The sequence below is a fragment of the Saliphagus sp. GCM10025317 genome (assembly GCF_042663665.1).
In the GTDB taxonomy this organism is placed as follows: Archaea; Halobacteriota; Halobacteria; order Halobacteriales; family Natrialbaceae; genus Natronosalvus.
This window is the reverse complement of sequence record NZ_JBHTAQ010000007.1, coordinates 205,435-220,082: the sequence shown is the minus strand read 5'-3', so window position 1 is coordinate 220,082 and position 14,648 is coordinate 205,435. Positions and strand designations below refer to the sequence as shown.

Annotated in this window: 12 protein-coding genes and 1 pseudogene; 6 read left to right on the top strand and 7 right to left on the bottom strand. The window is 67.4% G+C overall.

Going from position 1 to position 14,648, the window contains the following annotated elements; translation table 11 throughout:
* The first annotated feature begins 17 nt into the window (after window positions 1-17).
* Window positions 18-572, top strand: coding sequence for a GNAT family N-acetyltransferase (locus ACFQS4_RS15680; RefSeq protein WP_500194160.1), 555 nt, complete (start codon window positions 18-20; stop codon window positions 570-572).
* A gap of 31 nt (window positions 573-603) precedes the next feature.
* Here ACFQS4_RS15680 and nadC read toward each other — a convergent pair whose 3' ends face one another.
* On the bottom strand, window positions 604-1,461 hold the full coding sequence (nadC, locus tag ACFQS4_RS15675) for a carboxylating nicotinate-nucleotide diphosphorylase (protein WP_500194158.1): 858 nt from the start codon (window positions 1,459-1,461) through the stop codon (window positions 604-606).
* A 191-nt stretch (window positions 1,462-1,652) separates the two neighbouring features.
* Here nadC and ACFQS4_RS15670 point away from each other — a divergent pair, with 191 nt between their 5' ends.
* Window positions 1,653-2,795 (top strand): mechanosensitive ion channel family protein, encoded by a 1,143-nt coding sequence (locus ACFQS4_RS15670; RefSeq protein ID WP_500194156.1) that lies wholly within the window; start codon window positions 1,653-1,655, stop codon window positions 2,793-2,795.
* A 41-nt stretch (window positions 2,796-2,836) separates the two neighbouring features.
* On the opposite strand, the gene ACFQS4_RS15665 is transcribed toward ACFQS4_RS15670, so the two are convergent.
* Both ACFQS4_RS15665 and nadA read right to left on the bottom strand, forming a co-directional pair.
* Window positions 2,837-4,375: an L-aspartate oxidase gene (locus ACFQS4_RS15665; RefSeq protein ID WP_500194154.1), complete on the bottom strand. Its 1,539-nt coding sequence runs from the start codon at window positions 4,373-4,375 to the stop codon at window positions 2,837-2,839.
* Window positions 4,376-4,378: 3 nt separating this feature from the next.
* Window positions 4,379-5,512, bottom strand: a complete 1,134-nt coding sequence (gene nadA, locus ACFQS4_RS15660; protein ID WP_500194152.1) for a quinolinate synthase NadA — start codon at window positions 5,510-5,512, stop codon at window positions 4,379-4,381.
* 174 nt (window positions 5,513-5,686) lie between these two features.
* Here nadA and gfo6 point away from each other — a divergent pair, with 174 nt between their 5' ends.
* Window positions 5,687-6,766 (top strand): D-xylose 1-dehydrogenase Gfo6, encoded by a 1,080-nt coding sequence (gfo6, locus tag ACFQS4_RS15655; RefSeq protein ID WP_500194150.1) that lies wholly within the window; start codon window positions 5,687-5,689, stop codon window positions 6,764-6,766.
* A 198-nt stretch (window positions 6,767-6,964) separates the two neighbouring features.
* Here the strand turns inward: gfo6 and ACFQS4_RS15650 are convergent, their stop codons facing one another.
* The gene (locus tag ACFQS4_RS15650) at window positions 6,965-7,360 is read right to left on the bottom strand and encodes a hypothetical protein (RefSeq protein ID WP_500194148.1); all 396 of its coding nucleotides are present in this window, start codon (window positions 7,358-7,360) and stop codon (window positions 6,965-6,967) included.
* 189 nt (window positions 7,361-7,549) lie between these two features.
* On the opposite strand from ACFQS4_RS15650, the gene ACFQS4_RS15645 reads away from it, so the two are divergent.
* Window positions 7,550-7,897, top strand: a complete 348-nt coding sequence (locus ACFQS4_RS15645; protein WP_500194145.1) for a nuclear transport factor 2 family protein — start codon at window positions 7,550-7,552, stop codon at window positions 7,895-7,897.
* Between the two features lie 92 nt (window positions 7,898-7,989).
* Here the strand turns inward: ACFQS4_RS15645 and ygfZ are convergent, their stop codons facing one another.
* Window positions 7,990-9,123 carry a CAF17-like 4Fe-4S cluster assembly/insertion protein YgfZ gene (gene ygfZ, locus ACFQS4_RS15640; protein WP_500194143.1) on the bottom strand — a complete coding sequence of 378 codons (1,134 nt, stop codon included), beginning with the start codon at window positions 9,121-9,123 and terminating at the stop codon, window positions 7,990-7,992.
* Between the two features lie 120 nt (window positions 9,124-9,243).
* Here ygfZ and ACFQS4_RS15635 point away from each other — a divergent pair, with 120 nt between their 5' ends.
* Window positions 9,244-9,933: a class I SAM-dependent methyltransferase gene (locus ACFQS4_RS15635; RefSeq protein WP_500194140.1), complete on the top strand. Its 690-nt coding sequence runs from the start codon at window positions 9,244-9,246 to the stop codon at window positions 9,931-9,933.
* Between the two features lie 39 nt (window positions 9,934-9,972).
* Here the strand turns inward: ACFQS4_RS15635 and ACFQS4_RS15630 are convergent, their stop codons facing one another.
* Window positions 9,973-11,649 carry an amidohydrolase gene (locus ACFQS4_RS15630; RefSeq protein WP_500194138.1) on the bottom strand — a complete coding sequence of 559 codons (1,677 nt, stop codon included), beginning with the start codon at window positions 11,647-11,649 and terminating at the stop codon, window positions 9,973-9,975.
* Window positions 11,650-11,856: 207 nt separating this feature from the next.
* Here ACFQS4_RS15630 and hmgA point away from each other — a divergent pair, with 207 nt between their 5' ends.
* Window positions 11,857-13,083 carry a hydroxymethylglutaryl-CoA reductase (NADPH) gene (gene hmgA / locus ACFQS4_RS15625; protein ID WP_500194135.1) on the top strand — a complete coding sequence of 409 codons (1,227 nt, stop codon included), beginning with the start codon at window positions 11,857-11,859 and terminating at the stop codon, window positions 13,081-13,083.
* A gap of 49 nt (window positions 13,084-13,132) precedes the next feature.
* On the opposite strand, the pseudogene ACFQS4_RS15620 reads toward hmgA, so the two are convergent.
* Window positions 13,133-14,530: pseudogene (locus ACFQS4_RS15620) on the bottom strand (MFS transporter).
* Window positions 14,531-14,648: the final 118 nt, after the last annotated feature.

Below are 14,648 nucleotides of genomic sequence, written 5' to 3'. Positions count from 1 at the left end.
CTGACCGTACCTCGAGTATGTCCCGTCTCGACATCCGACGGGCGACGGGCGCGGACGCCCCCGCCATCGCGCGGCTCTATCGGCAGGCCTACGCGAGCGCCGCCCAGCTCGGCTACCCCTCGCGAATGACCGAGATCAACGCCGAAACCGTCGCGGAGTGGCTCGAGCGCGAGGCCGTGACGCTGGTCGCGAGCGCCGACGGCGCGGCAACAGTCACCGGCCCCGCGGCACCCCCCACCGATGACGTCCGAACCCCCACAGGCTCCGAAACCTCCACAGACGAAGACGAATTCGTCGGCACCGTCCGTCTCCTCGAGGAGCGCGACGAACCGTACCTCGAGCGACTGGCGGTTCACCCCGACTGGCAGGGCGAAGGGGTGGCGACGACGCTCGTCGACCGCGTCGAGGAGCTCGCCCGCGAGCGCGGGTACGACTGCGTCCAGTTGACGACGTTCGACGAACACCCGTTCCTCCTCGAGTGGTACCGCGAACGCGGGTACGAACCGACCGAGTACCACGAGTCCTCGCGTCACGACTACGCGTTCGTCTCGATGGAGAAGCCCCTCGAGTGAGTGGTTGCGGGCCACCCGTTTTGGAATCGCCCTACCGGCCGGTCCGAAAGGAGAGATCGAGCGACGGCGCGGAGTGCGTCAGCGACCCCATCGAGATCACGTCGACGCCCGTCGCCGCGTACGCGGGCACGCTCTCGAGGGTGATCCCGCCGCTGGCTTCGGTCAGCACTCGGTCAGTATCTGTACTGTCGCTGCGTCCGCTCCGGAACCCGCCGTCCTCGAGCGCCGCCAGTGCCTCCTCGACCGTTTCGGGATCCATGTTGTCGAGCAGGACGACCTCGGCTCCAGCCTCGGCTGCCCGAACCGCCTGGGCGGGCGACTCGACCTCCACCTCGATCTTCGTGGCGAAGGAGACACGCTCGCGGAAGTGGGAAACGGCCGCCTCGAGCCCCATCTCGGCGACGTGGTTGTCCTTGACCATGACCATGTGCGAGAGGTCGAGGCGGTGGGTGTCGCCCCCGCCCGCGACGACGGCCCGCTTCTCGAGTCCCCGGAGACCGGGCGTGGTCTTCCGGGTCGCCGCGATTTGGGTGTGCCCTGACTCCCCGCCCTGGCGGGCCGCTACGACGGCTCGAGCCGTCCGCGTAGCGATCCCCGAGGCGTGACCGGCGAGGTTGACGGCGACGCGTTCGCCGCGCAACACGTCCCGTGCCGGGCCCTCGACGCGGAGAACGACGTCGCCGACGTCGACCTCGGTGCCGTCCTCGAGGCTCTCGAGCACGTCGACACCGAGGTGCTCGAACACGGAGACTGCGGCCTCGAGCCCCGCGACGGTACCCGGCTCTTTGGCGACGAGGCGGCCGGCTGTCTCGCCCGGAACGTCGTTCGTCACGTCGTGATGGCCGAGGTCCTCGCGGAGCCAGCGTTCGATCTGCAAGTCAGAGATCATGCGAGTGTCGTTCGCGGCTGTGCGTTCCTGGCGAATAAATGCGCCCGTTTTCGGCGGGGCCGCAGTCTCGTCGACCGCTCGAGGATCGGCGATTCCATCGCTATCTTAGAGCCAACGATCCGTCGACAACTCGAGAACCCTGACGTTCAGGATAGAGAAACAGTTACGTCCATCACCGCCCAGTCTCTGTCATGATAGACGCGCTCCTCGGTTCGCTCGCCGCGCTGTTCGAGGAGGTCCCCGCCTGGCAAGCGACCCTCCTGCTCGTCGTCATCTCGTTTGGGATCGCTGCCCTCCTCGAGGTCGTGATCCTCCGGACGCTCCTGCGCTACACCAGTCGAACGAAGACCCAGTACGACAACATCCTCGTCCAGGAACTCCGGGCGCCCGTCGTCCTGACGGCCGCGCTGGCGGGCGTCTACGTGCTCACGCAGATCCCGTCGGTTACCGAAAACGTCCTGCTCACGACGGCACAACTTGACACGTTCTTCGGGAAACCGTCGCTGTCGGTCATCGTCGTCGCCTGGGCGTTCGCGTCGAATCGTCTCGTCAACCGGTTCGTTGAGGAGGTCAAGGACAAAGGCTCGCGGTTCGACTTCGCGCCGGTCTTCTCGAACGTCTGGACGCTGATCGTAGTCGTCGGCACCATCGGCATCCTGCTGTCGCTCTGGGAGTACAGCATCTCGCCGCTGCTCGGCGCGGCGGGCGTCGCCGGCATCGCCGTCGGGTTTGCCGCCCGGGACACCGTCGCCAACTTCTTCGGCGGAATCGCGCTGTACTTCGACGACACGTACAAGCTCGGCGACTACATCGAACTCGACTCCGGCGAGGCCGGCACGGTCGTCAAAGTTGGCGTCAGGTCGACGACGCTGATGATGCGCGACGAGGTGCTGATCACGGTGCCGAACGCGGCGCTGAACGCCGCGAAGGTCATCAACCAGTCGGCGCCCAACCGTCGGCGGCGGCTCAAAGTCCCGATCGGCGTCGCCTACGGGACGGACATCGACGCGTTCGAGGAACTCGTCCTGGAGCTGGCGGACGAGGAACCGCTCGTCCTCGACTCGCCGAAACCGCGGATGCGATTTCGATCGTTCGGCGACTCGGCGCTCGAGTACGAACTTCTCTGCTGGGTGGCGTCACCGACTCGCGTCAACAAAGCCCGACACAAACTCAATCGAGCGATGTACAAGGCGCTGAACGCCGCGGAGATCGAGATTCCGTTCCCACAGCGCGACGTCAATCTGCAATCGCTCGGCGTTCCCGAGGAAAGTGATGTGACAGACGCGTCGCCGTCGTCCGCGAGCGGTACAAAAGCGGTCACCTCGAAGCGATAGGTCGTCGAATCCAACTCGAGTGAGATCGCTGCCCCGAATCGCTACCGTGCGAGCGGCGCGTCGTCGACGACATAGTGACACCCCGCCGACTCGGTGTTCTCCCGGGCCGCACGGGCGATCAGGAGCGCGGTCACGCTCGCATTCCGGAGTTCGTACAGGTCTCGCGCCGTGCGCGTCCGGACATAGGCGTCGACCTCGCCCTTGAGCCGTCGGAAGACGCCGGCGGCGCGGGCGACGTCCTCGAGGTCGCGCTCGAGGCCCAGGTGCTCGTCCATCGTTCGCTGCAGGCGGGCGAACTTCTCGGCGGCGAACCGCGGCGGGAGGGCGGGGTCGCTGTTTCGGAGGGGCGGCGCCTCGACGGTTGCCGGTTCGGCGTCGGCGTCGAGCCCCGCCGCGTGCTCGCCCGCCCGGAACCCCCAGACCAGCCCCTCGAGCAGGCTGGTGCTCGCCAGTCGATTCGCGCCGTGGACGCCCGTCCGGGCGCACTCGCCGGCGGCGTAGAGGTGCTCGAGCGAGGTCCGCCCGCGGTCGTCGACGTCGATCCCGCCACAGAGGAAGTGCTCGCAGGGGGCGACCGGGATCTCGTCGCCGTCGACGCCGCGGTCGCGACACTTCTCGGCGAGTGCGGGGAACTCCGTCTCGAACGCGATGGGCGCTACGTCCAGGACGACCTCGCCCGTGGCCTCGCGTTCGGCGGCGACGGCGCGGGCGACGACGTCACGCGGGGCGAGTTCGGCGTCGGGATGGTAATCGAGCATGAACCGCTTACCGTCGCCGTTTCGCAACAGTGCGCCCTCACCACGGAGGGCTTCCGAGAGGAGGAACGGCTCCCCGCTTCCCGCGTACGCCGTCGGATGGAACTGGACGTACTCGAGGTCGGCGACGTCGGCCCCCGCGAGGGCGGCCATCGCGATGCCGTCGCCGGTCGCCCCATCGGGGTTCGTCGAGCGGGCGTACAGCGAACCGATACCGCCGGTGGCGAGGACCGTGGTTCCGGCGTAGATCGGGTGGCCGGTGGGGTCGCTGTCGGTGACGACGCCGTGGACCCGCCCCTCGTGAGTGAGCAACTCGAGGGCGGCGGTATCGTCCCGGACCTCGATGCGCTCGTGGTCGTCGACGTACTGCAGGAACGGCCGGAGGATGTGCGTTCCCGTCGCGGCGTCGACGTGCAGGATCCGTTCCTCGGAGTGGGCTGCCTCGCGAGCGTAGTCGAACGTGCTGGCACCGTCGCTTCCGCTGGCGCCGTCGTCCGTCGAGTCGAAGTCGATTTCGAGCGTCTCGAGCAGCACGTCCTCGACGGCGGCGTCGGCGTTCTCGACCAGGACGTCGACCGCGTCTGGGTCGGCGGTGTCGCCGCTGGCCGCGAGAATGTCGGCTTTCAGCGACCGGGGATCGCCACGCGTCGTCGAGATGCCGCCCTGGGCCCAGTCGGTGCTGGCGTCGTCGGGTCGGGCGGCCTTGGTCACGAGGCAAACGTCGACGCCCTCCCGTGCCGCGGCGAGGGCGGCCGCACAGCCCGCAATGCCGCTGCCGACGACGAGGACGTCCGCGGTATCCGGTGTGGCTGGATCGTTCCCCATCGCTCACACCTCGAGCATCCGATCGAGGGCAACCTTCGCCAGGTCCTTCTCTTCGGGGGCCACCTCGATGACGTTGCGCTCGCGGCCCTCGACGAGTTCCTCGAGGACCCAGGCGAGGTAGTTGGGGTCGATCTGACGCATGGCGTTGCAGTCCATGCAGGCCTCGCCACAGAGCGGGACGACGTTCACCTCCGGGTGCCAGCGCTGGAGGTGGTTCGTCAGGTGGATTTCGGTCCCGATGGCCCAGGTGTCGCCGGGGTCGGCCGCCCCGACCGTCCGGCAGATTTCGGCGGTCGAGCCGGCTCTGTCGGCCGCCTCGACGACCTCGCGGCGGCACTCGGGGTGGACGATCACATTCGCATCCGGATTCTCGTCGCGAACCCGCTCGATGTGCTCGGCCCGGAAGCGCTCGTGCACCTGGCAGTAGCCCTCCCAGAGGATGACGTCACTGTCGGTGACCTCGGCCGGATCTTTCCCCTCAGGGTCCCAGGGGTCCCACTCGGCGATTTGATCTTCCATTCCCAGCCTGTGGGCGGTGTTCTCCCCGAGGTGCTTATCGGGCAAGAAGAGCACCTTGTCGCCGCGCTCGAACGCCCACTCGAAGGCGCGGTGGGCGTTCGAGGAGGTGCAGACGAGGCCGCCCTGGTCGGCACAGAACGCCTTCAGGTCGGCGTAGGAGTTCATGTACGTGATCGGCACGATGTCGGCGTCTGGCGCGGCCGCGGTGATCTCCGCCCAGGCGGCGTCGACCTGGAGGGCTTCGGCCATCCCGGCCATCGGACACGACGCTTCCATGCTCGGCAGGATCACGGTCTGGTCGTCGTCGGTGATGATATCTGCGCTCTCGGCCATGAAGGTGACGCCGCCGAAGACGACGTACTTTGCATCGCTCTCGGCGGCCTCGACCGATAGCTGGTAGGAGTCGCCGACGAAATCGGCGTGCTCGATGATCTCTCGACGCTGGTAGTTGTGCCCGAGGACGACCACGTCGCCGCCCAGTTCCTCGAGCGCCGCCTGGATCCGCGCCGTTCGCTCGTCGGCTTCGAGGTCGCGATACCTCGGTGGTAATTGCTCGAGGTTATCGTACTTGAACAGGCTCAGTTCGGTGTCGAGGTCCGCCGTATCTAGTGTAACCATAGTCGTCTCTCGTATCTATATGAGTCTCATACCCCGGTATTGAAAGTATTTTTCCTTCAAACTGGTCGGATGCAGACCATTATTTCGATAGTGTTCGCCACCCCCGGCGACTGGTCGGGCGTCGACCGGACACGAGGGCACTGCGCCTATTTCCCTGGCTCACCAACACCCGCCATGGAACTCGAGGATCACTTCAGAGGGATCACCCGTCGCGACTGGGAGCAAGAATCGGTCGACGGGACGGTCAGGATCGCCATCGTCGGCGTGGGCGGGTTCGCGCGAAACCGGGCTCTCCCGGGAATCGAAGCCGGCGAGTACTGCGAGACGACCGTCCTGGTGACGAGTTCGCCGGAGACGGTGGCGACGGAACCGATCGCCGCCGACGCCGACCACTGCATCGACTACGACGCTTTCAAGTCGGGCGACTACGCCGACGCCTACGACGCCGTCTACGTCTCGACGCCCAACGCGCTCCACGGCGAGTACGCCATCGCGGCCGCCGAGCAGGGCGCCCACGTCATCTGCGAGAAACCGCTCGAGACGAGCGTCGAACGTGCCCAGGCGGTCGTCGACGCCTGTGAGGACGCCGGCGTGACGCTCATGACCGCCTACCGTCACCAGACCGAGCCGATCGTTCGCCGTGCTCGAGAGGTCGTCGCCAACGAGGTGATCGGCGACGTCGTCCAGATTCACGCCGATTTCTCGCATCCGCTACTCGAGGAGACCGAGCCCGACACTTGGCGCCTCGACCCGGAGCTCGCGGGCGGCGGCGCGCTCGTCGATCTGGGCATCTACCCGCTGAACAGCATCCGGTTCCTGCTCGAGTGCGAACCCGTCTGCGTCTACGCGAACACCTACACCGAGCCCCCGTTCGAACCCGTCGACCGGGACGTGGCCTTCCAGCTCGAGTTGCCGACCGGCGCGACGGCCTCCTGTACCGCCAGCTACGACGCCCACGCGGGCAGTCAATTGAAACTGGTCGGCACCGACGGATCGGTCCTGGTTTCCTCGCCGTTCGGCGGCGTCGTCCCCCACGAGATTCGCGTCGAGTACGACGACGTGTGCATGGAGTACACCGGCGAGCCCACCGACGAGGTTCGCGAGGAGTTCGACTACTTCGGCTACTGCGTACTCACCGGGACGACGCCCGAACCCGACGGCCAGGACGGCGTGGCCGACCTCGCGGTGGTCGAGGCGGCCTACGAGTCCGTGGACGAGCGATGTGAGGTTCCGGTCGACGTCGATCGGTCGTGAGGCCATCGCTCGGCCGCGAAGTCCGTCGTTCGATCGTGAGTTCTTCACTCGAGCGCACGTACGAGTGCAAGTGCGAGTGTGAGTGTGACTATGACTGTGACTGTGAGCGCGAGCACAGGCGAAACCGGGCCATTCTCGCGTCGACGTCCAGGTTTGAACTGTCGAACGAAACCGGCACGAGCTGCCGACGATCCGCAGTCAGCGGTTTCGAAGTCGCGCGAGTACCCCACCCGCCCCGCTGGCCTCGGCCGATCCGTCCTCGGCTGACTCGACGCTCGAGCCTTCTTCGGCTGACTCGGCACCCGAGCCGTCTTCCCCGCTCTCGCCAGAAGGCTCGTCGGTGCGGCCAGGGAGTCGGCGCCGAAGCCTCGTTCGCGGATCGCCAGTGAGTCGCCCGATCCAGGATCGCGGGCCCCCCACCCGTCGTAGGAGGAGATTCGGCGCAAAGAGTGCGGCGAGTCCGCAGACGAACACGAAGCCGCCGAACAGGTATCGCCCGTCGGTGACGAAGATAGCGCCGGCGACGAACATCGGTCCGGAGAGCGAGAGGCCGAGACCGACCTGCAGCATCCACAGGATGCCCGGGTTTTTCATCGCCCGAACGTTCGAGTCGAAGGTTCTTGATCCTCTCGGCCCGCCCTCGAGGACGTCGGTGGAACTACAACGAATCGCCTCCAACGACGAACCGTCCACATCGGCGAACCGCTCACAACGCCGAACCGTCCACAGGAAGTGCCAGGCGTTCGTCGAACCTCGGCATCCAACCGACACGTTATCGTCTCCATGCCCTCGAGCCACCCACCCACACCGACACCAGTCGGGCGCTACTACGACGCGCTCGACCACCACGAGTACGACACCCTCGAGTCGATCCTGAGCCACTCGTTCGTCCAGGAGCGGCCCGACCGTCGATTCGAGGGGCGGGACGCCTTCGTTCGGTTCATGCGCGAGGAGCGACCGAGCCCTGACACCGCCCACGTCATCGACGACAGTACCGCCGACGGGAACACCGTCGTGGTCGAGGGACGGGTGCTCGAGGACGGGGGCGACGGCGACGCGCTGTTCGCATTCGTCGACACGTTCACGATCGAGAACGGGTCGATCGTCCACCTCGAGACGCGGCTTCGGTGACGGCACGCTCGGCTACTCGTCGAATCCGTCTCGCTCGCCCCTCGAGGCACTCATGCTGGGGTACCCACTCTGAGGCGCTCACTCCGAACCGCTCACTCGTAGCTCGGCATGCGCGCCGACCGTTCCGACCCCGCCACGAATGGGAGCGCCATCACGGTCGCTCCCACTTCGTCGCCGTCCACTCGAACCGAGAGGTCGGGGTCCTCGAGACCGTACTCGACGAGCGCGAGCGCGATCGGCTCCTCGAGGATGGGACTGACCGCCGCGCGGGTTATCTCGCCGACGGTGGCGTCGTCGTCGAAGACGGTCGCGCCAGGGGTCGGCAGGGCGTCGGTCGGGGATTCGGACTCGGTATCGAAATCGACCTCGGACTCGAGAATTAACCCGATCAACTTGCGACTCGGCTGTCCCCGATTCTCGACCCGCGAGACGACCTCCTGGCCGACGTAACACCCCTTCTCAAAGTCCAGCGCCAGGTCCAGTCCGAGTACGTTCGGAATCGTCCCCTCGAGTTCCGACTCGAATATGGGGGTGCCGGCCTCGAGCGTGAGGGTGTCCCAGGTCCGGTAGCCGAACGGGGCCGCGTTGAGTCCCTGGATCGAGAGCACCTCGTAGACATCGGGTGCGACGTCGACGCCGCAGACGACCTCGTAACTCTCCTCCCCGGCGAGGTCGTCGGTTCGCACGACGCTAACCCCGGCGTCGCCCATCGAGCCCCGGACGAACGTGAATCGGTCCTCGGGAGCGGCGGCCCCGTTGAGCACGCTCGCGATCTTCTCGGTCGCTTTCGGGCCGTGGACCCCGAAGATGGCGAACTCGTCGGTCGCCTCGCGGATCTCGACGTCCTGGATGAACACCTTCTCGGACCAGTCGGCGGCGATGTCCGCGGCGTGGCCGGGCGGCGTGAAGAGGAGCAGGCGCTCGCCAGCGTTGTAGACGTACAGATCGGACTCGATTCGACCCTGGGGATCGAGCAACAGGGCGTAGCACCCCTCACCGTCGGTGACCGGAACCCGGTTCGAGACGACGTTGTCGACGTACTCGAGGCGGTCGTCGCCCTCGACGACGATCACGTCGGAGGCGGTCTCGATCAGCCCGACGCCGTTCCTGACGGCGCGGTGGGCGCGTTCGGGTCGTCCGTAGTGGTCGACGACCCGGCGTCCGCCGCGCTCGGTGAACGTCGCGCCGTGATCTTCGTGGATTGACTCGATGACGCTCGCGTGCATACCGGTACGAGGCGGCGCGGCCCTACGGCCGTTTCGGTCTCGGGCGCATTCGAGGGGCGAACGGTTGGTGCTAGCACGGTACGAAAAGTTTCAACAGGCTCGCCTCGAGATACCTGCGAAATGGTCGAGAGAGACGCCGTTCGCCGGAGCTACGACGAACTGGCCTCGGTCTACGCGGCCCAGCGATCGGACGACGGCCCCGGAACGAGGGTCCTCGAGCGCTTTCTGGACTCGCTCGAGGACCCCGAACGCGTTCTCGACGCGGGCTGTGGCCAGGGAACCCCGGTGTTGACCCGGTTGAGCGAGTCGACGGTGGCCGTCGGGCTCGACTTCTCGGGCGAGCAGCTACGACTGGCGACAGATGCCGCGCCCGGGGCCGGCCTCCTCCAGGGCGACATGACGGCACTGCCGCTCGAGGAGTCGTCGTTCGACGCGGTCGTCGCCTACTGGTCGCTGATCCACGTGCCGCTCGAGGACCACCCGACGGTGATCGAAGAGTTCAAGCGCGTCCTCCGTCCAGGCGGGCGGCTCCTCCTGTGTGAGGGGACGAACGCCTGGACCGGCGAGAACCCGGACTGGCTCGAGAGCGGCGTCGAGATGGCCTGGGAGATTGCGGGTGCGGAGGCGACGCGGGGTCAGTTGCAGGAGGCGGGATTCGCGGTGCTCGAGGAGTGGGGTGTGCCGGAGGAGTTCGCCGACGACGACAGCGACGATGATGGAGAAGTCGGAGAAGACGACAGTGAAAGTGACGGAGAGGACGAGGACGACCACCCGTGGACGTTCTTCGTCGCTCGACTTGAGCGGAACTGAGCCGTCGAGTCGTCCGTCCCCGCTCTCCGGAAACTGCGATCAGCTCGACTCGAGCCCCGCGTCGTGGACCACCTCCCCGTCGACGAGCGTCATCGCGACGTCGATCTCGTCGATTTGCTCCGTCTGATCCCACGGCGACGCCTCGAGGACGGCGATATCCGCCCGTTTGCCGACCTCGAGCGTCCCCAGTCGGTCCTCGTCGAATCCGGCGTAGGCCGCGCCCGCGGTGTACGCCCGGAGTGCGGCGGTCACCGAGAGCCGCTGGGCTTCGACGGGCGCGTTCACCGCGTGGTGAACCCCCAGCAGCGGGTCGAGAGGCATGCAGTCCGAACCGAACGCCAGCGGGACGCCCGTCTCGAGCATCGACCGGTAGCGGTTCGACCGTTCGCGGCGCTCGACGCCGAGACGCTGGTCGTAGAGGCCGCCCTCGCCCGCCCACTGGAGGAAGTTCGGCTGAACGGAGGCGACGATGCCCGCGTCGGCCATTCGCTCGAGGTGGTCGTCGGTCGCGAGTTCGACGTGCTCGACGCGGTGGCGGGCCGTCTCCGCGTTGGGCGTCGCCTCGAACGCCGAAATCGTCTCCTCGATCGCTTCGTCGCCGATGGCGTGGACGGTGAGCTGGTAGTCGCTCTCCCCAGTGGCCTTCGCGGCGATTTCCTCGAGTTCGTCTGGGTCGACGACCCACTGGCCGCGGCCCGCTTCGGGGGCGTTGCCGTTGCTGTCGCCGTCGCTGTCGCCGTGGCCGTTGGCGTCACCGTTCCTGTCGCCGTCACCGTTACCGTCGCTCCTACTACCCGGCAGATCCGCGTACGGCTCGAACAGCTTTGCCGTCCGGCCGCCGAAACTCCCGTCGGTGAACGACTTGATCCCACCCATCTCCACGAACTCGCTCCCCCCGTTCGTCGCGAGACCCGCGTCCAGGACGCTCTCGAGGTGGTCGCTCCAGTAATCCAGTCGAACCCGGCAGGACAACTCGCCCGCAGCCTCGAGGTCCCGGTACACCCGCGGGGCGTGGGACTGGCGAACCTTGTCGTGGACGCCGGTTACGCCCAGCGCGTTTGCGTGCTCGAGGGCGGCGGTGACGAGGTCCCGCGTCTCCGCGTAGTCGGGTTCGATGGCGTCCCAGACGGCCTCGGTCGCTTCCTCGACGACGACGCCGGTGGGTTCGCCACCCTCAGTTTCGACGTCCGCAGCGGGCATCGATCCGGCCAGGCGCTCGAGCGCGACCGAGTTCAGCGACGCGGTGTGCATGTCGACGCGCATCGCGACGACGGGGCGGTCCTCGCTGACGGCGTCCAGATCTGTCGCAGTGAGGTAGCGGTTCTCGGGCCACTCGCTCTCGTCGTAGCCGAACCCGAGGAGCCACTCGCGGTCGCTCGCGTCGTCGGCATGGGTCGCGAGCGCGTCGAGGGCGCCCTCGAGCGTCTCGGCGGCGGAGAGGTCGGTGTGTACGAGGTACTGGCCCAGATTCTCTACGTGCGTGTGCGCGTCGATAAATCCAGGGACCACCGGGCGGCCCTCGCAGTCGATCACGTCGGTTTCGACGCCCTCGAGGAAGCGGACCTCGTACTCGCGGCCGACGCGGACGATCTCGCCGTCGCGGATCGCCAGCGCCTCCATCGGATCGGGTTCGGGTGCGTCGGGATCGGTCCCGTCCACGTCCGCCAGCGAGTAGACGCGGGCGTCGACGAGCACCGTGTCGGCAGCATCGGTCATGCTCGAGTGCGCGCGCGGAGAGGGCAAAACGGTTGGGAAAGCGGGCGACCTCGTCGCGACCAGCGAGCGGGTCAGAGGAGGTGATGGATCACGAGTTCTGGACCGGCTATCGCACGTCGAGCGAGACCAGTTCGTCGGCGACTCGAGTCGAGCGCTCGCGGTGACGAATCAGCAACCCTTAGCACCCGCCGCCTCGATTCCTCGCACATGACCGACGCCGAGACCCTCGCCGAGCGCGTCCTGACGGGCGAGTTGCGACTGCACGAACTCGAGGAGCACGCCGACCACGATACCGCCACCGCGGCCCGTCGCGCCCTGCTCGAGGCCGAGACCGACGCCGACCTCGAGACCGTCGGCGACTACGCCTTCGACGCCGAGGTCGCCGAATCGGCCATCGAGAACATGATCGGCGCGGCCCAGGTGCCGATGGGCGTCGCCGGCCCCGTCACCGTCGATGGCGGCGCCGCGAGTGGGCAGTACCGCCTGCCGCTGGCGACGACCGAGGGCGCGCTGCTGGCATCTGTGAATCGAGGACTCTCCGTCATCGAATCCGCTGGCGGCGCGAGCGCCCGCGTGACGAAAAACGGCATGACCCGCGCCCCCGTGTTTCGCGTCGAGGGCGTCGTCGAGGCCGCCGAGACCGTCGAGTGGGTCGGCGAGAACCTCGAGGCCCTGCGCGAGGCCGCCGAGTCCACGACCAGTCACGGCGAGTTGCTCGACGTCGAGCCGTACGTCGTCGGCGACTCCGTCTACTTGCGCTTCGCCTACGACACCAAGGACGCGATGGGGATGAACATGGTGACGATCGCGACGGACGAAGCGTGTTCGGTCGTCGAGGCAGAGACGCCCGCCTCCCTCGTGGCCGTCTCCGGGAACCTCTGTTCGGACAAGAAGCCCGCCGCGATCAACGCCGTGGAGGGCCGCGGTCGCTCGGTCACGGCCGACGTCGTCATCCCCGGAGAGGTCGTCGAAGAGCGCCTGCACACGACCGCCGACGCTATCGCGGAGGCCAACACCCGAAAGAACCTGATTGGGAGCGCCAAGGCGGGCAGCCTGGGCTTCAACGCCCACGCGGCTAACGTCGTCGGCGCGGCCTTCCTCGCGACCGGCCAGGACGAGGCCCAGGTCGTCGAGGGGGCGAACGCGATCACGACGATGGACGCTCGCCCGAACGAGGAGGGGGCGGCTGACCTCTACGCCTCCGTCTCGCTGGCCTCGCTCGAGGTCGGTACCGTCGGCGGCGGCACGAAACTCCCAACCCAGTCGGAGGCGCTCGACGTACTGGGCCTGCGTGGGGGCGGCGACCCGGCGGGGAGCAACGCCGACGCCCTCGCGGAGGTCATCGCGGTCGGCGCACTGGCGGGCGAACTCTCGCTCCTGGCGGCGCTGGCCTCGAGACACCTCGCGAGCGCGCACGCGGATCTGGGTCGGTAGTCGGACGAAGCGCTTCAGTAATCGGTCGGAACTCTGTTCTCCGCTCGAGTCAGGCGTACGCCTCGAACTCCTCGCCGAAGACGAGGAAGTAACCCGTCCCGACGAGGCCGATGACGGTCGCGATGGTAAAGGCGAGGACCGGGTCACCGGCCAGGATCGTCTCCCCCGTCAGGGGATTCGACAGTCCCGCCCAGAGGAATCCTCCGAGGGCGGCGCTGGGGATGACGATCACGTTCCGCAGGAGGTAGTACGCGCCCGTGACTCGCCCCCCGGCGCCCATCTCCGCGGGGCCGACGATCAGCGCCTTGTGGGCCGGCAGACCCGCGAATCGGAGTCCGGAGAAGGCAAACAGCACCGCGAGGACCCCCGCCGTGGAGAGTGCACCGACCCCGCCCTCGGGCACCGAAATTAGCATGATCGGGAACACTGCGTAGACGAGAAAACCGAGCGCGACGACCGGTTTGAGCCCCACGTGCTCGGCGGCCTTCGCGGCCGGAATCATGACCAGCAGGGCGACGGCCATCTCGAGGCTCAGGAGGAGCCCGAAGTACGCCTGGGGAGAGAGCGAGTTCCCAACTACTGGAACCGACGTCGGGAGCACGAGGCCCACCGCGAGAAAGTCGGTGATCACGAGGACGAAGAAGACGTAGACCATCCCGTTGGCGAACCGAACGAGGGTGTCGCCGACCAGGAGCGGCCGCAGCGGATCGGGGAGATTCCGGAGGTCTGTGAGGAGCTGGGAGACCCCCTCGAACTCCTTGCCGAAGGAGTCGTCGCTCGAGTCGTATAACCGGTGTTGTACGAGGGTGCCGAAGATTCCGAAGGCGACGGCGACGACGAGGATCAGCTGGAAGGCGAAGATCACCTCGTCGCTCGCGCTGGTGAAGGGGGCGAAGACGAGGGCGGCGATCAGGGGGCCGACGAGGAAGGCGGTGCGCCGGAAGCTCTCGGTGCTGGCGAATCCCGCCGCCAGCTATGAGGGCGGGACGGCCTGCTTGACGATGGCGTAGGTGGCCCCGAGGCCGAAGGACTTCCAGGCCTGGGCGAGGATCAGTCCGAGGAAGATGGCGACGATGGCGAGATTGGTGGGGCCGACGGCGACGTCGGCGAGGAGGGGCGCCGCGAGCCAGACGCCGAACCCGATGGTGGCGAGAAGGCCGAACGCGGTAAGGGCGTATCGGGAACCGATGCGGTCCGAAATCGCGCCGCCGGGGTAGGGGTAGACGGCGCTGATTACGTTCCCAGCGGTTCCGAAGAGTCCGACGGCGACGCCCGTCGCCCCCAGTGCGACCATGTACTCGGCCATGTAGCGACTCGTCATCTGGAAGCTCAGGCTGAACGCGAACATGGCGAGCGAGAGGACGATCACGTCCCGCTCGAGGGCGAAGAACTGGCGCCAGGCGTCGAGCGGGTCGGCCGCGTCCGCCTGCGAGTCCTCGAGGCTCATACGGTCACGGTTCTGGCTCTACCGACAAGGACATTTCCGTCCCGACGAGTCGGACGCCGCGCATCCAAAGCATCACGCCGTCTCCCCACCGCACCGAAAGACCGAACCAGTAAAGGCA